Source organism: Pusillimonas minor, from assembly GCF_014237865.1.
In the GTDB taxonomy this organism is placed as follows: Bacteria; Pseudomonadota; Gammaproteobacteria; order Burkholderiales; family Burkholderiaceae_B; genus Neopusillimonas; species Neopusillimonas minor.
Window position 1 is genome coordinate 39,680 of sequence record NZ_JACJUU010000012.1, and the last position, 20,558, is coordinate 60,237.

19 protein-coding genes are annotated in these 20,558 nt (G+C 57.6%); 12 read left to right on the forward strand and 7 right to left on the reverse strand.

The window, feature by feature from the left end; all coding sequences use genetic code 11:
- The first annotated feature begins 16 nt into the window (after positions 1 to 16).
- The 3 genes from GTU67_RS12770 to GTU67_RS12780 are packed head-to-tail and all read left to right on the forward strand — an operon-like array spanning position 17 to position 2,567.
- Positions 17 to 1,078 carry a zinc-ribbon and DUF3426 domain-containing protein gene (locus tag GTU67_RS12770; protein ID WP_185780449.1) on the forward strand — a complete coding sequence of 354 codons (1,062 nt, stop codon included), beginning with the start codon at positions 17 to 19 and terminating at the stop codon, positions 1,076 to 1,078.
- Between the two features lies 1 nt (position 1,079).
- Positions 1,080 to 2,027: a carbohydrate kinase family protein gene (locus GTU67_RS12775; protein WP_185780450.1), complete on the forward strand. Its 948-nt coding sequence runs from the start codon at positions 1,080 to 1,082 to the stop codon at positions 2,025 to 2,027.
- Between the two features lie 39 nt (positions 2,028 to 2,066).
- Positions 2,067 to 2,567: an outer membrane lipoprotein gene (locus GTU67_RS12780; RefSeq protein WP_185780451.1), complete on the forward strand. Its 501-nt coding sequence runs from the start codon at positions 2,067 to 2,069 to the stop codon at positions 2,565 to 2,567.
- Positions 2,568 to 2,689: 122 nt separating this feature from the next.
- Here the strand turns inward: GTU67_RS12780 and GTU67_RS12785 are convergent, their stop codons facing one another.
- From GTU67_RS12785 to GTU67_RS12800, 4 genes are all read right to left on the reverse strand, one after another.
- The gene (locus GTU67_RS12785) at positions 2,690 to 3,253 is read right to left on the reverse strand and encodes a YggT family protein (protein ID WP_185780452.1); all 564 of its coding nucleotides are present in this window, start codon (positions 3,251 to 3,253) and stop codon (positions 2,690 to 2,692) included.
- Between the two features lie 197 nt (positions 3,254 to 3,450).
- Entirely contained in the window at positions 3,451 to 4,128 is a 678-nt protein-coding gene (locus GTU67_RS15395) for a histone H1 (RefSeq protein ID WP_430459015.1), read from the reverse strand.
- Between the two features lie 107 nt (positions 4,129 to 4,235).
- Complete coding sequence (locus GTU67_RS12795; RefSeq protein ID WP_185780454.1) at positions 4,236 to 5,405, reverse strand: ribonucleotide-diphosphate reductase subunit beta; 1,170 nt, start codon at positions 5,403 to 5,405, stop codon at positions 4,236 to 4,238.
- Positions 5,406 to 5,438: 33 nt separating this feature from the next.
- On the reverse strand, positions 5,439 to 8,369 hold the full coding sequence (locus GTU67_RS12800; protein WP_185780455.1) for a ribonucleoside-diphosphate reductase subunit alpha: 2,931 nt from the start codon (positions 8,367 to 8,369) through the stop codon (positions 5,439 to 5,441).
- Between the two features lie 398 nt (positions 8,370 to 8,767).
- On the opposite strand from GTU67_RS12800, the gene GTU67_RS12805 reads away from it, so the two are divergent.
- On the forward strand, positions 8,768 to 9,262 hold the full coding sequence (locus GTU67_RS12805) for a hypothetical protein (protein WP_185780456.1): 495 nt from the start codon (positions 8,768 to 8,770) through the stop codon (positions 9,260 to 9,262).
- 7 nt (positions 9,263 to 9,269) lie between these two features.
- Here the strand turns inward: GTU67_RS12805 and gltX are convergent, their stop codons facing one another.
- The gene (gene gltX / locus GTU67_RS12810; RefSeq protein WP_185780457.1) at positions 9,270 to 10,685 is read right to left on the reverse strand and encodes a glutamate--tRNA ligase; all 1,416 of its coding nucleotides are present in this window, start codon (positions 10,683 to 10,685) and stop codon (positions 9,270 to 9,272) included.
- A gap of 91 nt (positions 10,686 to 10,776) precedes the next feature.
- Here gltX and GTU67_RS12815 point away from each other — a divergent pair, with 91 nt between their 5' ends.
- Positions 10,777 to 13,251, forward strand: a complete 2,475-nt coding sequence (locus tag GTU67_RS12815) for a bifunctional acetate--CoA ligase family protein/GNAT family N-acetyltransferase (protein ID WP_185780458.1) — start codon at positions 10,777 to 10,779, stop codon at positions 13,249 to 13,251.
- A 21-nt stretch (positions 13,252 to 13,272) separates the two neighbouring features.
- Here GTU67_RS12815 and GTU67_RS12820 read toward each other — a convergent pair whose 3' ends face one another.
- Both GTU67_RS12820 and yjgA read right to left on the reverse strand, forming a co-directional pair.
- Positions 13,273 to 13,941, reverse strand: a complete 669-nt coding sequence (locus GTU67_RS12820; RefSeq protein ID WP_185780459.1) for an alpha/beta hydrolase — start codon at positions 13,939 to 13,941, stop codon at positions 13,273 to 13,275.
- Between the two features lie 2 nt (positions 13,942 to 13,943).
- Positions 13,944 to 14,489: a ribosome biogenesis factor YjgA gene (yjgA, locus tag GTU67_RS12825; protein WP_185780460.1), complete on the reverse strand. Its 546-nt coding sequence runs from the start codon at positions 14,487 to 14,489 to the stop codon at positions 13,944 to 13,946.
- Positions 14,490 to 14,553: 64 nt separating this feature from the next.
- Here yjgA and pmbA point away from each other — a divergent pair, with 64 nt between their 5' ends.
- The 7 genes from pmbA to erpA all read left to right on the forward strand — a co-directional run bounded on the left by pmbA (position 14,554) and on the right by erpA (position 20,523).
- On the forward strand, positions 14,554 to 15,921 hold the full coding sequence (gene pmbA, locus GTU67_RS12830) for a metalloprotease PmbA (protein WP_185780461.1): 1,368 nt from the start codon (positions 14,554 to 14,556) through the stop codon (positions 15,919 to 15,921).
- A 9-nt stretch (positions 15,922 to 15,930) separates the two neighbouring features.
- Complete coding sequence (locus GTU67_RS12835; protein ID WP_185780462.1) at positions 15,931 to 17,031, forward strand: TRAP transporter substrate-binding protein; 1,101 nt, start codon at positions 15,931 to 15,933, stop codon at positions 17,029 to 17,031.
- A gap of 239 nt (positions 17,032 to 17,270) precedes the next feature.
- Complete coding sequence (gene rplM / locus GTU67_RS12840) at positions 17,271 to 17,699, forward strand: 50S ribosomal protein L13 (protein ID WP_093969579.1); 429 nt, start codon at positions 17,271 to 17,273, stop codon at positions 17,697 to 17,699.
- Positions 17,700 to 17,708: 9 nt separating this feature from the next.
- Positions 17,709 to 18,101, forward strand: coding sequence for a 30S ribosomal protein S9 (gene rpsI / locus GTU67_RS12845; RefSeq protein WP_093969418.1), 393 nt, complete (start codon positions 17,709 to 17,711; stop codon positions 18,099 to 18,101).
- Between the two features lie 156 nt (positions 18,102 to 18,257).
- Positions 18,258 to 19,319, forward strand: a complete 1,062-nt coding sequence (gene argC / locus GTU67_RS12850) for an N-acetyl-gamma-glutamyl-phosphate reductase (RefSeq protein ID WP_185780463.1) — start codon at positions 18,258 to 18,260, stop codon at positions 19,317 to 19,319.
- Between the two features lie 64 nt (positions 19,320 to 19,383).
- Positions 19,384 to 20,091 (forward strand): DUF6776 family protein, encoded by a 708-nt coding sequence (locus GTU67_RS12855; RefSeq protein WP_185780464.1) that lies wholly within the window; start codon positions 19,384 to 19,386, stop codon positions 20,089 to 20,091.
- A gap of 63 nt (positions 20,092 to 20,154) precedes the next feature.
- Entirely contained in the window at positions 20,155 to 20,523 is a 369-nt protein-coding gene (gene erpA / locus GTU67_RS12860; RefSeq protein WP_093969415.1) for an iron-sulfur cluster insertion protein ErpA, read from the forward strand.
- Positions 20,524 to 20,558 lie beyond the last annotated feature (35 nt).

Sequence of the window (20,558 nt, forward strand, 5' to 3'; positions counted from 1 at the left end):
CTGGTGGTGTAGCGGTATGAAGCTGAACACCCGTTGCCCCGATTGCGGCACTGTCTTCGGGGCCAGCCTCGAGCAACTGAAGCTGCGCAAGGGGTATATCCGGTGCATTAATTGTGCCGGCATTTTCGACGGCTACGAAGCTGTCGTCGATGAAAAGTCGGCCGAAGACAATGCGTCTGAAAGCGAGACTCAAGCGCAAGACGCTGCGTTGCCGCCCGTGTTGGGTGCAGCTGCCCGGCTGAAAGCGCCGGCCAGTGCCGAGCCCTTTATTGGCAGCGCATCGGGTGGGCCTGCGGCCACTAATGAACCTGTCGTGACGATTCCTGTGCGCGGGCGCGCGCCTGCAGTGCCCGCGCGGCCCGAGCCTACGCTTGCGGCGACCGGCGCCGGGCCTCGCTTGCCACATATCGTCGACGATCGCGGCTCCGGGGTGTTCGAGTCCGACACCGAAGACGAGACATCAGCGGCCGACACCCCACGTATTTTTGTCGAGCCCAAAAATTATCGTAAGGTTAACGACAACGTATTTCTCACCGATCGTCGACGTGCGTCGGGTGGCCACTCGGGCGGACTGCGTTGGGTGTTGGTATTGCTGGTGTTGGGGTTTGCAGCCCTTTTACTGGCTTATGCCTTCCGCATGCAACTTGCGGCAGAGGTGCCCTGGACGCGACCCTGGCTTGAACGTGCATGTCTGCATCTCGATTGCACCGTCGATTATCCGCAGCGTATCGACCGCATTTCGATTATGGACTCTTCGTTGCGTGCGGCTGGTGCCGAGGCCGGGCAGACGACGCCGCAGCCGGGCGGCGCTGAAGTGACCGAAATGGTGTTGACCGTTGTCATGCGCAACACTTACGACAAGCCGCAGCAGTGGCCGGCACTCACGCTCGATCTGGTCGACTTTTCGGGCGCGATTGTGTCGCGGCGTATTTTGCAGCCGGCCGACTATCTCGACGATCAACAGGTCAGCGGCCCATTCGGTGCGCAGCAAGAGGTTCGTTTGCGTGTGTCGGTGCCGGTTAACGGCTTGCGGATCAATGGTTACCAATTAGGCAAGTATTTTCCTTCAAAGGATTAAGATGGCAAAGAAAATAGTAGTTTGCGGTTCGGTTGCATTCGACACCATTACGGTTTTCGAGGGGCATTTCAAAGATCATATTTTGCCCGACAGCATCCAGTCGCTTAGCGTGTCTTTCTTTGTGCCGTCAATGCGTAAAGAGTACGGAGGTTGCGCGGGTAATATTGCCTACAACCTGCGTTTGCTGGGCGGGCATCCTGTGCCCGTCGGCACAGTGGGGGTCGATGCGTCCGACTATCTCGAGTACATGGGCAGTTTAGGTATCGACGTCAGCCAGGTCCGTGTAATTTCCGACATGTTCACGCCCCAGTGCTTCATCACGACCGACCTCGACAATAACCAGATTGCCTCGTTTCACCCGGGTGCCATGGTGCGTTCGGCCGAAAACGATTTTGACAGCAACGGAGCGGTGTGGGGCATTGTGTCGCCCGATTCCAAAGAAGGCATGTTTGCTCACGCGCGGCGCATGAAAGACGCCGGTATTCCGTTTGTGTTCGACCTGGGGCAGGCCATGCCGCTCTTTTCAGGCGACGACCTTCACGAAATGATCGATATGGCCACACTGCTGACCGCCAACGATTACGAGGCCAGTGTGATTGCCCAGCGTACCGGTGTGTCCATGGAGGCGTTGTCCGAGCGCCTGAAGGCCGTTGTGGTAACACGCGGTGCCGAGGGCGCCACCGTGTTCCAGGACGGGAACTCGACGCATATTGATCCGGTCAAAGTTAACGATGTGGTTGATCCAACAGGGTGTGGCGATGCCCACCGTGCGGGTCTGCTGTATGGGTTGTCCGAGGGCTGGGCCCTGCACGACGCCTGTTGTTTGGCGAATGTCATGGGCGCGATTAAAATTGGCTCACGCGGCCCGCAAAACCATCAGCCTGGGCGCGACGACATTGCGGCCATGCTTCAGCAACATTATGGGCTGGCATTGCCGGCAGCAGTTTAATTATCGGGTCTTGCGTCCAAGGCCTAAAGGAGCATCGAAATGGGTTCGACAGTTACAACACCTGTTCCATCGCGTGGCGGTCGCTGGGCTGCGTTGGCGGTTGCCGTAGGTAGTCTGGCGGTTATTGCAGGGTGTGCCAATCCCTCGGCGTCCAGTTCTGTATATACCTACGGGCAGGCGCAACAAGAGCAAATCGTGCGTATAGGTACGGTGGTGTCAGTACGTCCTGTCACCATTCAAAACGACAAATCGTCGGGTGCCGGCATGATTGCCGGTGGTGCCTTGGGCGGCGTTGCGGGTAATGCCGTAGGTGGCGGTTCGGGCCGTGCCATTGCAACAGTAGGCGGTGCTATTTTGGGTGGTTTGCTGGGTAACACCATCGAAAACCAGGTCGGTAAAACCCAGGGCCTCGAAATCACTGTACAGCTCGATAACGGCGAAACCCGTGTTATTGCGCAGGCCGCCGACGTGGCTATTTCTGCAGGCCAGCGCGTGCGTGTCATTAGCGGCCAGGGCCCAACGCGTGTCGTGCCTATGTAATTGCGTTTAAACGGTTGCACATAAAAAACGCCGCCATAAAGGCAGCGTTCCAGACGCATGATAAACCCCGCTGTTTTTTGCAGCGGGGTTTATTTTTTTATGGGTCGACAGACCCCGCCGGCTTAAACCCCGAAGAGCCTGTAGGCAAAGCCTTCGAGCACCATCATGACGATTTGGGCCACGATAAGCAGTACCAGGGGGGAGAAGTCGATACCCCCGGGGCTGGGAAGAATACGGCGGATGGGGTCGAGCAGTGGCGCGGTAAGTGTTTGCAGTACGGGCATTAACGGCGCCATGGGGTTAACCCAAGACAGCACAACCTGGATGAGCGTGAGCCACAACACCAGGTTGAACGCCCATTTAAGTACGGTAAGCAAGCTGGCAACCAGAGCGCCCAGCAACCCGTTGACGACAGGCAAGTGGCCGGTTAACACGAAGAAGGTCAGGAGTAAAAAGACCAGCGCGGTTAAGTAGGCGCCCAGCAGGCTGGGCCAGTCGAGGAACTTGCCGGCAGGGACGACTTTTTTAATGGGCTGTACCAGCCAGTCGGTAATGCGTAAAACCGCCTGTGCGTAGGGGTTGAACGGGTGCAGGCGGATGGCGTACATCCAGGCGCGGATGATAAGCGCAATGCCAAACAGCGAAAAGACGATGTTGATAATGAAGTGCAGAATATTGCCAAACATGAGTAGTCGCCAGCCTGAAAATTAACAACAGTGCATTGTCGCACGAGCGCAGGGCTTGCGCATGCAGAAACGTTGCTCGCCAGTCGGCCGGTAAGGTGCGGCTGATGACAGACCGGGCAGTGTGTGGGGTAGCACCCATAAAAACTGCCTGGCAAGGCCAGGCAGTTTGAAGGAGGTAAAGCCGGTATTTTTAAGGCTTAGGGCCGGTCGCCGGTAGGAAAGGGCCACGATGCCACAGGGTTTACTGTTTTCTTGGCTTCGGTGGCTTGGGCGCCTTTGCTGGCCTTGGCTTCAGCTTTGGTGGCTTTAGCCTTTTTTTCTTTCTTGGCTTTTTTTTCGGTTTTCTTTTCTTCTTTTTTGGCCTTGGGCGCGTCGGCTTTGGGCGTTGCCGACTTGGCAGGCGCTGCTTTTTTAGCTACCGCTTTTTTTGCGGGTGCTGCGGCGGCTTTAGTGGCTGCTTTTTTTGCTGGCACTGCTTTTTTGGCTACGGCCTTTTTAGCGGGTGCGGCCTTTTTGGCAACCGCTTTTTTGGCTGGCGCTGCTTTTTTAGCAACCGTTTTTTTAGCAGGTGCGGCCTTTTTGGCTACGGCTTTTTTAGCGGGTGCTGCTTTTTTGGCAACCGCCTTTTTGGCTGGCGCGGCTTTTTTGGCTACTGTTTTTTTGGCAGGTGCCGCTTTTTTAGCCACCGCTTTTTTGGCGGGTGCGGCCTTGGTGGCCGTTACTGCTTTTTTAGCGGGCGCTGCTTTGGTTGCTGCTACTTTTTTTGCTGGTGCTGCTTTTTTTGCAGCCGCCTTCTTGGGGGTTGCTGCCTTCTTGGCTGTAGCCATAGTGATGCTCCTTGAGAATGAATCGTACAGAACGTCCACCCATTTGATATGGCCCCCACATTATGGTGCGACCCATTTCAAATGGCACAAGCGTGCAAAGTGCACAGCACCCGGCACGCTATGAGTCTAACGTAAGCAGTAACACTATCCAAGCATTATTCCCAGCTTAGGGCCCCACCTGTTTGATATTCGATAACACGTGTCTCAAAAAAGTTGCGTTCTTTCTTGAGGTCGATCATTTCGGCCATCCAGGGGAAGGGGTTTTCTTCTTGCGGGAAGAGCGGCTCGATACCGATTTGCTGGCAACGGCGGTTGGCAATGAAGCGCAGATACGACTTGAACATGGATGCGTTCAGGCCCAATACACCGCGTGGCATGGTGTCTTCGGCATATGCGTATTCAAGATCGACGGCCTTGCGGAAGAGCTCGCGAATTTCTTCGCGGAACTCTGGTGTCCAGAGGTGCGGGTTCTCGAGTTTGATGGTGTTGATCAGGTCGATGCCGAAATTGCAGTGCATGGACTCGTCGCGCAAGATGTACATGTACTGTTCGGCGGCGCCTGTCATTTTGTTCTGGCGGCCCAATGCAAGAATTTGGGTGAAGCCCACATAAAAGAACAGGCCTTCCATCAGGCAAGCAAATACGATAAGCGACTTGAGCAGTGTCTGGTCGGCTTCGGGCGTGCCGGTATTGAAGTTGGGGTCGGCGATGGCGTCGATGAACGGAATGAGGAATTCGTCTTTGGCGCGGATCGACGGGACTTCGTGGTACGCATTGAAAATTTCAGATTCGTCGAGGTCGAGGCTTTCGACGATGTACTGATAGGCGTGCGTATGGATGGCTTCTTCAAAGGCCTGGCGCAACAAGAACTGCCGGCATTCGGGGGCAGTGATGTGGCGGTATGTACCCAGCACAATATTGTTGGCGGCCAGCGAGTCGGCCGTGACAAAGAAGCCCAGGTTGCGTTTAACAATGCGGCGCTCGTCTTCGGTTAAACCCGTGGGGTTTTTCCAGAGCGCGATGTCGCGCGACATATTGACCTCTTGCGGCATCCAGTGGTTGGCGCAGGTGGCGAGGTACTTTTCCCAGGCCCACTTGTATTTGAATGGCACAAGTTGGTTGACGTCGGTTTGGCCATTGATGATGCGCTTGTCGGCCGCGCTGACGCGGCCCGCCGAGGCTGGCGTTGCAGCAGCCGAAGCCGTCGCTGCAACAGGGTTGGCCATAGCGACGTCGGGCTGGGTGTGTGCCGCAGGCGCCGCCGGGCGCGGCGCTGCTGCGGGGGTAGGGGTGCCGAGGGGGGTATCGTCGTCCCAGTTAAGCATGATGATTAAACCTTTTAAATGTATTGGCAGGCGTTACTGGCAAGCTTCGCACTCTTCGAAGCCGTCGTCGCCAGGGCGCAAAGTGCATACGGTGCCCATGACTTCGGCTTCGGGCAGGTCGGGTGCCGTTGCAACGGGCGCAGGGGCTGCAGCCATACCGCCGCTCATGCCGCTTTGGGCAACAGCATTCAGTTCGCCGCCGCGGCCGGTAGATTTTTCGGCGTTGGTTGCACCGCTTGAACGCAGGTAGTACGTGGTCTTCAGGCCGCGAACCCAGGCCAGCTTGTAGGTGGCGTCGAGTTTTTTACCCGACACGCCGGCCATGAAGATGTTCAGTGACTGGGCCTGATCGATCCATTTTTGGCGACGCGCCGCACATTCGACGACCCAGCTTGGATCAACCTCGAAGGCGGTAGCGTAAAGTTCGCGCAGGTCTTCGGGGATGCGGTCGATGCGTGCCAGGCTGCCATCGAAGTACTTCAGGTCGGCGACCATGACTTCGTCCCAGAGGCCGTGGGCTTTCAGGTCGCGCACCAGGTAGTCGTTGACGACAGTGAACTCGCCCGACAGGTTTGATTTGACGTACAGGTTGCGATAGGTAGGTTCGATGCAGGGCGACACACCAATGATGTTGGAAATGGTGGCGGTAGGCGCTACGGCTACGCAGTTGGAGTTGCGCATGCCGTATTGCTTGATGTGCGCACGCAGGGCGTCCCAGTCCATGCTGCTGCTGTCGTCGACTTCGACGTAGCCGCCGCGTTCTTCGCGCAGCATTCTCAGGGTGTCTTGCGGCAGAATGCCGCGATCCCAGAGCGAGCCACGGAAGCTGGCGTAAGGCCCGCGCTCGGCGGCCAGTTTGCTGGAGGCCAGGTAGGCGTAGTAGCAAACGGCTTCCATCGAGCGGTCGGAGAATTCGACAGCGGCTTGCGAGGCAAACGGAACGCGCAAGATATGCAGGGCGTCTTGGAAGCCCATGATACCCATGCCGACCGGGCGATGACGCACGTTCGAGTTGCGGGCCTTGGGTACGGCGTAATAGTTGATGTCGATGACGTTATCGAGCATGCGCATGGCCACGCTGATGGTGCGCTGCAGCTTGTCGTGGTCGAGCGTGTAGGTGCCGTCGGCGTTTTGCTTGATGTGCGCAGCCAGGTTGACCGAGCCCAGGTTGCAGACCGCAATTTCAGACTCGTTGGTGTTCAGGGTGATTTCGGTGCACAGATTAGAGCTGTGAACCACACCAACGTGCTGTTGCGGCGAACGAATATTGCATGGGTCTTTGAAAGTCAGCCAGGGGTGACCGGTTTCGAAGAGCATGGAAAGCATCTTGCGCCACAGCGTTGCGGCCGGGATGGTCTTGTGCAGGGGCAGGTCGCCGCGCGCAGCTTTGGCTTCGTAACCGGTGTAGGCTTCTTCGAAGGCCTTGCCGTATTTGTCGTGCAGGTCGGGTACGTCGGATGGCGAGAACAAAGTCCAGTCGCCGTTTTCCATGACGCGCTTCATGAACAGGTCGGGGATCCAGTTGGCCGTGTTCATGTCGTGCGTGCGGCGGCGTTCGTCGCCGGTGTTCTTGCGCAGTTCGAGGAACTCTTCGATGTCGAGGTGCCAGGTTTCGAGGTAGGCGCAAACAGCACCTTTGCGCTTGCCGCCCTGGTTAACGGCAACCGCCGTATCGTTGACAACCTTAAGGAAGGGGACCACGCCCTGGCTTTCGCCGTTGGTGCCTTTGATATGGCTGCGCAGCGCACGTACCGGTGTCCAGTCGTTGCCCAGGCCGCCGGCGTATTTGGCCAGCAAAGCGTTTTCTTTGATGGCGTCGTAGATGCCGACCAGGTCGTCGGACACGGTGGTGAGGTAGCAGGACGACAATTGCGAGTGCAGCGTGCCGGAGTTGAACAGCGTGGGCGTTGAGCTCATGAAGTCGAACGACGACAGAATGTCGTAGAACTCGATGGCGCGGGTTTCGCGGTCGATTTCGTTCAGGGCCAGGCCCATGGCGACACGCATGAAGAAAATTTGCGGCAGTTCGATGCGGCGGCCACGAACGTGCAGGAAGTAGCGGTCGTACAGGGTTTGCAGGCCCAAATACGAAAACTGGTTGTCGCGCTCGGCTTTCAGGGCAGCGGCCAGCTTGGGCAGGTCGAACTGGCCCAGCTTGTCGTCGAGCAGGCCGTTTTCAATACCGGTTTTGATGAAGCGGGGCAGGTATTCGGCGTAGCGGGTGTTCATCTCGGCTTGCGAGACTTCTTCGCCGAGTACTTCGGCACGGATTGTGTGCAGTAACAGGCGTGCGGTGACCTGGCTGTAGGCCGGGTCGTTTTCGACCATGGCGCGTGCCGACAAAATAGCCGACTTGTAGACTTCGTCGGCGGGGATGCCGTCGTACAGATTCTTGATGGTTTCTTTAAGAATGGCGTCGGTGTCGATTTGTACGGGCAGATCAACACCGGCGGCGTCGATGGTGGCTTTGAGCTGATCGAGGTCGAGCGGGCGGCGCACACCGTTGTCGGTGACATGCAGTACGACCGCTTGCGTGGGTGTGGGGTTGGCCGATTCGGCGCGTGCGCGTTCTTGGGCGCGTTTTTCGCGGTACAGCACGTAGGCACGGGCAACGTCGTGTTCGCCCGAACGCATGAGTGACAGTTCGACCTGGTCTTGAATGTCTTCGATGTGGAACGTGCCACCGCCTGGGCGGTTGCGAACCAGCGCGTTGACGACCTGGGAGGTGAGTTGCTCGACCAGTTCGCGAACGCGGGCAGATGCCGCACCCTGACCGCCATTGACGGCCAGAAAGGCTTTGGTCATGGCGATGGCAATTTTGTTGGGCTCGAAGGCGACGACGGCGCCATTACGACGAATGGTGCTGAAATTTTGCCAGGGGTTGTTGGCCTTGCCGGTGCTGCCCGATTTTGCGGCGGGCGACGGCTGCTGGGCGGTCGTGGATTCGGTTTGAGAAGTCTGCATGAGGGCTCCTGGAAACGGCGTGCTTTTTAAGCGCCGAAGCGTGTTTTTATGAATGGTGGAAGAGAGAACAGACTGCAAAACTGCGGTTTTTACTGCTGTGCTTCTTTTTTGTTGTAACCACTATATATAGTGGTTTAAGTAATTTTGAGCACTAATTGTAGTGTCTGGTCTCGGGCGAATCAAGCCGGTTTTACATGAATTTTTTGTTTATCCGGGAAAAAAATCGGGCAAATCCGGCCAAGTCATTGATAGTGCTTGGAAACCTCTTTATTCGATTATTTTCGGGCCGCTGCCGGCGGGCTGGAAGCCTGTCTTGGTGAGCAAATGTTGCACCCCATTGGCAAGGGGCGTCTGCCCTTGGTATCTTGCCAAATCGTTTAATTTTTTCAGCAGGTGTTATGCGTCGGTTACACATAAACAGGGTTGCGGGCGGTAGTGCCGTCGTGGGGTTGGCCGTTTTGTTGGCGGCGTGCGCCCCTATCGGGCAGCAAAGGTCGCAGGCTCCGGCCCCCCTGCCGCAATGTCAGGCCGCAGCGGCCGGGCAAGCGATGGTCGGAAACTGGCTGGGTACCCGCAAGTCGCCGGGCATTGCCGGCGAGCTTAAGGTCTGGATACAACTAGGGCCCGACGGGAAAATGGCGTACGGCGAGCAATTACAGCGCCGTGGCAAACCGCCGCAGTCGTTAAGCGAAGAAGGCTGCTGGCGTCTTGAAGGCCAAACGCTGGTGTTGCAAACCTTGCGCTCGAATGGTGCCGAGGTCGAAACCGACGACCCCATTTACACTAACAATTACACCGTAGGTGCGCAGTCGGGGCGTCAGTTGCGTTTGCGGGCGCCCGACGGCGACATTACCCTGGGCCGCATGCCCAACGACTACCGTTTGCCTTTTTAAGCCCCGGTTAGTTGGCCAGGGCCTCCAGGCGACTCAGTACGGTTTCCCGGCCCAGAATGGTCAGTACGGCATCGATGGCCGGGGTTTGCTTCTGGCCGGTAACGGCAACGCGCAAGGGTACGCCCAGCTTGGGCATTTTAATGTTGTGCTTTTCAAGGGTTGCCTTGATCAGGTCGGCCAGGGCTTCGGTTGTCCAGTCGGGCAGGTTGGCGGCCTGGTCGGCAAAGTCTTGCAGCACTGTTACCGCTTCGGGTGTCAGGTGCTCGGCTTTAAGGGTCGGGTCGACACCGGCAAACGCGCGGCAGAACAGCATGGCCCCTTCGGCCAGTTGGTTCAGGGTTTCGGCGCGGTCTTTCAGCAGACCCATAACGGCGTCCAGGTCGACGGCTTCGGGGTTGCCGCCCAGGCCGGCAATACGCGGCGCAACCAGAGTGGCCAGCTGGCTGTTTTCTGTTTCGCGGATGTAATGCGCATTGACCCAGTTCAGTTTTTTGGGGTCCCACTGTGCGGCCGACTTGCTTAAATTGCGGGTGTCGAACCATTCGACCAATTGTTCGCGCGAGAAAATCTCGTCGTTGCCATGGCTCCAGCCCAGGCGGGCCAGATAGTTGATCATGGCCTCGGGCAAGTAGCCTTCTTCGTGGTATTGCATGACGCTGACGGCGCCATGGCGCTTGGAAAGCTTTTCGCCGTCGGGACCGAGAATCATGGGCAAGTGACCGTACTGCGGCAGTTCGGCGCCCAACGCACGCAAAATATTGATTTGGCGTGGCGTATTGTTGATGTGGTCGTCGCCGCGCAGTACGTGCGTGATTTGCATGTCCCAGTCGTCGACCACCACACAAAAGTTGTAGGTGGGTGTGCCGTCGGGGCGGGCAATGATCAGGTCGTCCAGCTCGGTGTTGTCAAAGCTGATGGGCCCTTTGATCAGGTCGTTCCAGGCGGTCACGCCGTCTTGCGGGTTTTTGAAACGGATAACCGGTTTACGGCCTTCGGGTACTGCGGGCAGGGTTTTGCCGAGTTCGGGGCGCCATGTGCCGTCGTAGCGGGGCTTTTTGCCGGCCGCACGGGCTTTTTCGCGCATGGCCTCAACTTCTTCGGGGCTGCTGTAGCAGTAATACGCCGAGCCTTCGGCCAGCATTTTTGCAATGATTTCGCGGTAGCGCTCCATGCGCTGCATCTGGTAGAACGGACCTTCGTCGGGCTGCATGCCCAGCCAGTGCATGCCGTCTAAAATGGCTTGGACGGCTTCAGGCGTTGAGCGTTCAAGGTCGGTGTCTTCGATACGCAATACAAAAACCCCTTTATGATGGCGGGCAAAAGCCCACGAAAAAAGGGCAGTGCGCGCGCCGCCAAGGTGCAGGTAGCCAGTAGGTGAGGGCGCAAATCGCGTGCGGATAACCGGTGGGGTAGACGAGGTCATAGATAGATAATAATGTTGGGGTTGCGTAGACGCGAAGGTGCGTCACGACATCAAGTGCAATCCCGGTATTTTAAGGTACAGATTCAACACCATGCTTCGTCATCGTCTCGCTGCACTTTTCGACCCGCTTTCGGTGCTTGTTGTGGGCCCCAAGGGCCTTGCGGCAGCACAAAGCCTGCCGCCCCGTTTGCGCGCGCAGGCAACCGTGGTTGTGGCTCAACCGGGCCAGTCGGTCAAGCTGCCTGCCACCCTGGCCGGGGTCCCCAAGGGTGGGCGACTCGATCTGGCGGTTGTGTCTCTTACCGGGCGCATGCTTAACCAGGCGTTGTGGTCTTTGCAAGCGCATCGCCCGCGTGCCCTTATTGTGCTGTCGCCCGACCACCCGTCTATCGACCCCGCGCACGATACGCAGCTATGCCGCTTGTTTGCCCGCGAACACGACTGCATGGTTTTAGGGCCCCGGTCTTTGGGGCTGCAGCGCACCCATACGGGGCTTAACCTTAGCCTGTCGTCGCACCTGGCGTTGCCCGGTAAAGTTGCGCTGGTATCGCAATCCGAGGCCATTTTCAGTGCCGTCCTCGACTGGGCCCGCGATGCCAACCTGGGGTTTTCAACGGTGGTTTCCATGGGCGACGAGTCCAGCGTCGGTATTGCGCAAGTGCTCGATTACCTGGCCACCGATTCGCGTACCGACAGCATTGCGGTGTATCTCGACAATGTCGTGTCTTCGCGGGCGCTGACCAGTGCGTTGCGTGCGGCCGCGTCGGTCAAGCCGGTGGTGGTGTTGCGCGCGGGCCAGGGGGCGCGTAACCCCAATTCGCTTAGCGATGCGGTCTTTAATGCACTGCTGCGGCGTGCAGGTGCGGTGCGTGTCCCTTACTTTGTACAGTTATTCTCGGCGATCAAAGTATTGCGCAGCCCGGTTCGCCCCAAGGGCCGGCGCATTGCGTTGTTTTCCAATGGCAGCGGCCCGCCTCAGCTGGCGCTCGACATCATGGGTGAAGCGGCTGCGGTTGTGCCGGCCGAATTTTCTTTGTCCACCATAAATGCCTTGTCCGAAAGCCTCGAGCCCCGGGCGCAGGTCAAGAATCCGGTCGTGACGCGGGCCGCGCTTGTCCCCGAAACAATGCGCCTGATGCTCGCCGCGCTAATGGACGACCCCAATGTCGATGGCTTGCTGATGCTGTTGGCACCCGATTCGCGCGCCGACATGGCCGAGGTGGTGCGGCAGGTGACCACCATGGCGCCCAAGGCCCCCAAGCCAATTATGGCGTGCCTGATGGGCGAGGCCAGCATGCGGCCGTTGCGGCACATGCTCGACGAAGTGGGCATACCGTCGTTCCGTACGCCCGAAGCGGCCACCAACGCGTTTGGCGTTCTGGCCGCCTATCACTATAACCAGACGCTGTCGTTGCAAACCTTGCCGCCCGAACCGCTGGTTCGTCTGCCGCAGGTTGGCGAGGCACGCAAGTTGGTGGCCCAGGTGTTGGCCGAAGGGCGACAACACCTGACGTTATCCGAGTGTGCAAGCCTGTTCTCGTATTTCGATATTCCCCTCGAGCTGCTGACGCCCGATGCCGAATACCCCGGGTTGCAGCATGTCGACGATGTGCCCATGGCGATTCGGGTGGGCGTCGACGCGCTTTACGGGCCGTTCATCAATTTTGGCTCCGGTGGGCGCTCAGCAATTTCAGCGCGCGATCGCGCCATCGAATTGCCGCCGCTCAACGGTTTTCTGGCGCGTCAGTTGGTCGAGCGCAGCGCAATATGGCGGCGCGTGCTCAAGCATCAAATGAGTCCGGCGGCATACGAGTGCCTGCAAGAGGTGCTCGAGCGCTTGTCAGACATGGTGTGCGAACTGCCAGAGCTGGCCAATGTTTTAATCGACCCGATCTGGGCCGGCAACATGCAGCTGTTTGCACAAGGCGTTCAGGTCGAGATCAAACCCTCGGAACTGGCCGCTCTGCCCGAAAACTCCGGTTACGGCCATATGGCCATCCACCCGTATCCAAGGCAACTGGTCAAGTCGCACGAATTTGCCGACGGCGAACCCTGGATGATGCGGCCTATCCGCCCCGAAGATGCCGAGCCCTTGCAACTGTTTGTGCGCGACTTGTCCGACGAGTCGCGCTATATGCGGTTTGTGTCGATGTTGCGTGAACTGACCCCCAGCATGCTGGCGCGTTATACCCGTATCGATTACGACCGCGAACTGGCGCTTGTGGCCACCGTGCAGGTGCCTAATCCGGCGCACCGGGGGCATCCGCAAGAACAAATTGTGGGGTTTGCCCATTACCTGCGTAATGCCGATGGTCTGGGCGCCGAATATGCCCTGGTCATTTCCGATAAATGGCAACGACATGGCCTGGGCAAGAAGTTGTTGCAAGGTCTCATCGAGGCGGCTAAAGCCCAGCGGCTGGGCTACATCGAGGGTTTTGTTCTGGCCAACAACCGGGCAATGCTGGGCTTGATGACGCGCCTTGGGTTCCAGAACGACCCCGATGTTGAAGATCCGTCTGTGCGTCGCGTTTGGCTTGCCTTAGACGAGGGGTTGTCAGAAAGTTAACGCTTTAAACTAATGCCCGATTTAGCGTAGAACGTGCTTGAGAAACGCCGAGATGTCGCGGATTTCTTCCAGGCATACCGAGTGCGGCATGGGATAGGTTTTCCAGGTAATGCCGTAGCCTAGTGCGGTCAGGGTGTCGTGCGAAGCTTGGGCGCGTTCGATGGCGACGACCGGGTCTTGGGTGCCATGCGCCATAAAAACAGGTATGTTCGCGTTGGCGGTGTGACGTTCGTTCGCTAGTGTGTCAGCCAAGGGCAAGTAGCCCGATAAACACACCAGACCAGCCAGGGGTTCGGCGTGTCGCAGCCCGGTTTGCAGCGCCATGGCACAACCCTGAGAAAACCCGGCCAACACAATGTTTTGCGTGGGGATGCCCCGGCTGTTTTCGCGGGCAATCAGCGCTTCGATGGCCGCTTGCGACGCGCGCAGGCCTGTTTCGTCTTCGCGACGCCCGCCAATATCCATAGACAAAATGTCGTACCACGCCCGCATGTGCATACCGTTATTGATGGTCACGGGCTGAACTGGCGCATGGGGGAAAATGAAGCGAATGGCTGGCGATGAGCCTAGGCCCAGTTCGGGAACGATGGGTGCAAAGTCGTTGCCGTCGGCGCCCAAGCCGTGCATCCAGATGACGGCATGCGTTGGGTTGGGGGCAGTTTCGATTTCCAGTGTTTCTAGTGTCGTCATGTTCAGGCGGCGTCGTCGAGTGCTTTAAGGGCCTGGAAGAGCGCGCGATAGTGCTTGCGCTGCGGCGTTTGGCCCGGTTGTAAGGTCTGGTTGTTTTCCGCTTCTTTTCGCCCGGCCCGAATCAGGGCGCGCAAATGCTGAACATCTGCGCCGGGGTACTCGTTAAGCAGCTTGGTCAGGGCGTTATCGTCTTGCAACAACAGGTCGCGCAGTGTCTCAAGACGGTGCATGGCCGCAGTTTGTTCGCGTGATCCATTTTCCCAGATATCAAGCTGGCGCCGGATAGCATCGGCATCGGCGTCGCGCATCAGTTTGCCCACGTAATGAATCTGGCGGCGTCTGCCCTCGCGCGCCGTAGTGCGCTGCGCCAATCGGATGGCTTCGAACAGCTTTTCTTCAAGCGGCAGTTGTTTGATTTTTTCGGGCGACAGGTCGACCAATTGCTTGCCCAGGTCTTGCAGGGCCAGCATGTCGCGCTTGACTTGTGATTTGCTGGGCGGACGATCGTCGAAGTCGTCGTCGAGTTCGTGTTCAGGATGGTTATGCATGTTGGCCGATGAAATCAAAGCGTAATTGGCGATATGATAACTGCCTAACCTGATAAGAGCTGCGATGAGCAAAAAATCCAAGTCACTTCTTCCCATTTCTGAAAACCAGGCGCGTTTTCGCGAGCTTGTGCAAGACGCCCTTAAGTACGCAAAATCGTTGGGGGCTTCCGACGCCGCCGCCGAAGTCTCCGAAAGTGCCGGCTTATCGGTGTCTGTTCGTAATTTGGGCATCGAAACCGTCGAGCAAACGCGCGACCGGTCGCTCGACATCACCGTATTTGCAGGTCAGCAGCGCGGTTCGGCGTCGACGTCCGACTTTTCTAAAAAGGCGTTGCGCGAAACCGTCGATGCCGCGTGGCATATTGCACGCTATACGGCCGCCGACCCGGCTGCGGGCTTGCCCGACGCCGAATTTTTGGCGCACGACTACCCCGATCTGAAGCTGCATCATGCCTGGGGGGTGTCTTCCGACGAAGCCGCCGAGCTGGCGCTCAAAGCCGAAAAAGCGGCGCGCGATGTCAGCCCGCAAATTACCAACACCGAAGGCGCGTCTGTCGCAACTTTCGAAGGTCATTTTGTGCTGGGCAACAGCCGTGGTTTTTTGGGGGGGTATCCGTACTCACGCCACAGCCTGTCGGTGGCACCTATTGCCGGCAAGGGAAACCACATGCAGCGCGACTACTGGTACAGCTCGGTGCGCGACCCCAAGCTGTTGGCTAAACCCGCCGCAATCGGTCGCTATGCGGCCGAACGGACGTTGTCGCGTTTGTCGGCCAAGCGGATCAAAACGGGTCGTTTTCCGGTGCTCTTCGAGGCGCCCCTGGCGGTGGGTCTGCTGGGTTCGCTGGTTCAGGCAACCAGTGGGGGCGCGCTTTACCGCAAGGCCAGTTTCCTGCTCGATGCATTGGGTAAGCCCGTCATGGCAGACCACCTTAATGTGCAAGAAGACCCGCTGGTAGTAGGCGGCATGGGCAGCACGCCGTTCGACGACGAGGGCGTGCGTACGCAGGCCCGCGACGTGGTGGTCAACGGCGTATTGCAAGGCTATTTTTTGTCTACCTACACTGCACGCAAGCTGGGGATGCAAACCACCGGTAATGCCGGCGGTTCGCACAATTTAAGCCTGACTTCGCGGCTCACCAACCCAAACGACGATTTTCGCGCCATGCTTAAAAAAATGGGCACGGGGTTTTTGGTCACCGAGCTTATCGGGCAGGGCGTCAATTACGTGACGGGTGATTATTCGCGCGGCGCGTTTGGGTACTGGGTAAAAAATGGTGAAATCGTCCATGCTGTTCAAGAGGTCACCATTGCCGGGAATCTGGCAGATATGTTCCGGCAAATTGTGGCCGTTGGCGCCGACACCATCGTGCGTGGGTCCAAGTCAACCGGTTCTATTCTTATCGAGCAAATGGCCATTGCCGGCCAGTAGGAGTACTGCATGCAACGTCGTTCATTTCTGAAAAAGGCTGGTATGGGTGCTGTGGCTGGCACGGCCGCGTTGGGCGCACCCGTTATGGCACAAGCCAACCCTAAGGTCAGCTGGAAAATGACCTCGACCTACACGCCTTCGTTGCCGCCTCTGTATAGTTCGGCGCAAACGTTCTGCAAAATGGTCGAAGAGGCTTCGGGCGGCAACTTCAGTATTCGTTTGTACCCCGGCGGCGAGATCGTGCCTGGGTTCGGTGTCATGGATGCCGTCAGCAACAACACTGTCGAGTGTGGGCAAACGGCGTCTTACTATTTTTACGGAAAAGACCCAACCTTCTGTTTTGACACTGCCGTGCCGTTCGGCTTGAATGCCCGTCAAATGAATGCCTGGATGGATCAGGGCGACGGCCTCAAACTGATGCGCGAGCTGTTTGCTACCCGCAACATCGTCAATTTCCCCATGGGCAATACCGGCACGCAAATGGGCGGCTGGTATCGCAAAGAAATCAAAACACCCGAAGACCTCAAGGGTCTGAAAATGCGCACGGCCGGTTTTGCCGGCGAAGTGCTTTCGCGCCTGGGCGTGGTGCCCCAGCAAATCCCGCCGGGCGACATTTACCCTTCGCTTGAAAAGGGTACGCTTGACGCGGTCGAGTTCGTGGGGCCCGTTGATGACGAAAAACTGGGTTTGCAAAAGGTAGCCAAATATTATTACTACCCGGGTTGGTGGGAAGGTTCTGCCCAGTTGTCGTTGTACGTTAACGATGGCGCTTACAACCAGTTGCCCAAGCAGTATCAGGCCATTATTGCTATGGCCACCCGTTACGCCGGTCAGCAATTACTTACCGATTACGACGCGCATAATGCCTCGGCCTTACGACGTCTGGTTGCCAGCGGCGCTGTGCTCCGGGCGTTTCCGCTTGATGTCATGAACGCTTCTTTTGACGCTGCGAATATCGTTTACAAAGAGTTTTGCGACAAGTATCCGCAATTCAAAAAAGTGTTTGATAACTACATGGCCTTCCGCGACGAGGTTTCGCCCTGGTTCCGTCTGGCCGAGGGCAGTTACGATAACTACCTGAATGTCGCGTTGGCGCGTGCCAAGAAATAAGATTCAACAAAAACAATAATTTATGCTACTATAGTGGGCTTTTCTGGAAGTGCACGGGCGAACCGTGGGGCAACGGGGCTGGGTGTTTGCAAGCATGGCTTGCCGGCGCCGGGTTACTTAAACGGGCCTTATAACAACGCTTTGGCGCTTTTGGTAAAAGAAACCACATGTTTAATATGTGCGGGCCCGCGCGGTTTTTTTGGCGCCGGCTTTTGCGCTTTAATTTATTAGGAACCATCATGAAGACCTTTGTGGCCAAGCCGCATGAAGTCAAGCGTGACTGGTACGTGATTGACGCCAAGGGTAAAGTCCTCGGGCGTGTGGCCAGCGAAGTCGCACGTCGTCTGCGCGGCAAGCACAAGCCAGAATTCACACCACACGTTGACACCGGTGATTACATCGTTATCATCAACGCGGCAGACATCGTCGTTACCGGCAATAAAGCCCTCGACAAGCGCTACTACCGTCACTCGGGCTACCCCGGCGGTATCACCGAAACCAACTTCCAGAAAATGCAGCAGCGTTTTCCCGGTCGTGCCCTCCAGAAAGCGGTCAAAGGCATGTTGCCTAAGGGCCCCCTGGGTTATGCCATGGCCAAGAAGCTCAAGATTTACGCCGGCGCCGAGCATCCGCATTCCGCTCAGCAGCCCAAACCGCTGGAAATCTAAGGATAGGTCATGATCGGTAATTGGAACTATGGCACCGGCCGCCGCAAAACTTCGGTAGCACGTGTGTTCTTGAAAAAAGGTTCGGGCAAAATCGTTGTCAACGGTAAGCCTGTCGATGAATACTTCGCTCGCGAAACGGGTCGCATGGTGGTTCGCCAGCCGCTCGAACTCACGGGTCACCTCGAGTCGTTCGATTTTCACATCAACGTTCACGGTGGCGGTGAAAGCGGTCAGGCAGGTGCGGTGCGTCACGGCATCACTCGCGCCCTGATCGACTACGACGAAACCCTCAAGCCCGCGCTCAAGCAGGCTGGTCTCGTTACTCGCGATGCCCGCGAAGTCGAACGTAAAAAAGTGGGTTTCCACAAAGCACGTCGCCGCAAGCAGTTCAGCAAGCGCTAATTGTTTTGTGTACCCCGGGTCGCTGCAGTTGTTTTGCACGGCCCAGTCAAAAGCCCTGGCGTTTGCCGGGGCTTTTGCATTATGGCCTGCGCCTGCACAAGTCGCGCAGGCGTTGCATAATTACAGTGTTAGGCACTCAAACTCTCAAGGAACATCATGTCAGGCGCACTGGGCAAGAAAATCAAGGTAGGTATTGTGGGCGGCACGGGCTACACCGGTGTCGAGCTATTGCGTTTGCTGTCGCAGCACCCCAACGTCGAACTCACCGCGATTACGTCGCGCAAAGAAGACGGCATGCCGGTGGCCCAGATGTATCCCAACCTGCGTGGCCACGTCGACCTGTGCTTTGCTACACCCGAAAATGCTGCGCTCGACCAGTGCGACGTGGTGTTTTTTGCTACGCCACACGGCGTGGCCATGAGTCAGGCGCAGGCCTTGCTTGACAAGGGCGTGCGCATTATTGACCTGGCCGCCGATTTCCGTTTGCAAGATACCGCCGTGTTCGAGCAATGGTACAAAATGCCCCATGCCTGCCCCGATATCCTGGCCGATTCGGTCTATGGATTGGTCGAACTGAACCGCCTGAAGATCTCTGGCGCCAGCGTTGTGGGTAACCCTGGGTGTTATCCCACTACCGTAATTTTGGGTTTGCTGCCTTTGCTTGAAGGCGGCAAGGCGCTGGTCGATACGCAACACATTATTGCCGACTGCAAGTCGGGCGTGTCTGGCGCCGGTCGCAAGGCCGAAGTGGCCACCTTGTTCTCCGAAGCCAGTGACAGTTTCAAGGCCTACGGGGTTGCGGGTCATCGCCACCACCCCGAAATTGCCGAGCAGTTGTCGGCCATTGCCGGGCAGCCTGTTGGTCTTACTTTCGTGCCGCATCTGGTGCCCATGATCCGCGGCATGTTCTCGACGTTGTATTTGCGCATCTTGCCCGAGGCGCTCGACACCGACTTTCAGGCGCTCTTCGAGACCCGTTACGTCAACGAGGCCTTTATCGATGTCATGCCGCCCGGCAGCCTGCCCGAAACTCGCTCTGTACGGGCTTCCAATCAGTTGCGTATTGCTGTGCATCGCCCCAGCCCCGGCCAACTGGTAGTGCTGGTTATCCAAGACAACCTGGTCAAAGGGGCGTCTGGCCAGGCCGTGCAAAACATGAACCTGATGTTTGGTTTGCCCGAAACCACCGGGCTTGAGCACGTGGCGGTTTTGCCCTGACACATCTGCCTGTCCTGTGCCCAGGCGCTACGGAACTTTCCGCTGATTTTCGGGTCGACTCTGTATGAAACACAATCAAGTCGGCCCGGCGCGTTTCTGGCCAAAAGTTGTCTGGGCAGGGGCCGTGGTCGCTGCATTGTTTGCGGGCTTTATGTTTGGGCAGCATACCCGGTCGGGTGACCAGGCCAGCCGTTTCGAGGCCTTGCAAACCCGGTTCGATGTCACCGTGGCCCAAATGGGTTTTGACATGGCCAAACTCACTACTCAGCGCGACGCGCTTCAAAGTCAGTTGCTGGTCGAGCAAACCACGCGCAGCAGTCTCGAAACCACCCTTAATGCCGCCCAGTCCGACCTGGCCAGTGCGCGCGAGCGGTTGGCTTTTTACGAGCAGCTGTTGCCACCTGGCCCGGCCGGCGCGGTGACCGTCAGGGCGTTCGATATCGAACCCCGGGCGGGGTTGTTGTCGTATCGGGTGCTGCTGATGCGCAACGGTACACCCGGTTCTGGCTTTAATGGCCTTATGGAGTTTGTGGCTAATGGGGTACAAAAAGGGAAAAACGTTAAAATAACGTTAAAGCCCGCAGCCGGGGTTGGCGCCGGTAGTGCCCAGCAAAGCCAGTCTACCCCGTTGCAACTCAGTTTCGACCAGTTCCAGCGTGCCGAAGGCCTGCTTGGCTTGCCCGAAGGTTTTGTGCCCCGGTCGGTAACGCTTAACGTCATGGAAGGCTCGGCCGTACGTGCCACGCGCACGGTTAATCTGGCCGCCGACTAGGTCGCGCGGGTCTATGTGTAAATGCAGTTCAATGGCGGCCAATGGCCGTACCGGAGTTAAAAAATGAGCAATGTGACTGAATCCGTTGATCTTCAAGCCCCCCCACCAGCCCTGGTGTTTACCGATGCAGCGGCGGCAAAAGTCAAAGACCTGCTCGCCGAAGAGGGCAACCCCGAACTCAAATTGCGCGTTTTTGTGCAAGGTGGCGGATGCTCGGGTTTTCAGTATGGGTTCACGTTCGATGAAGTCATCAACGAAGATGACACCGCCATCGACAAAGAAGGTGTCCAGCTGCTAATCGACCCCATGAGCTTCCAGTATCTGGTGGGTGCCGAAATCGACTACAAAGACGACCTCGAAGGCTCGCAGTTTGTTATTCGTAACCCCAACGCAACGTCTACTTGTGGTTGCGGTTCGTCGTTCTCGGCGTAAGCCTACTACCTGATCCGTTCTACGGTATTGCAGGG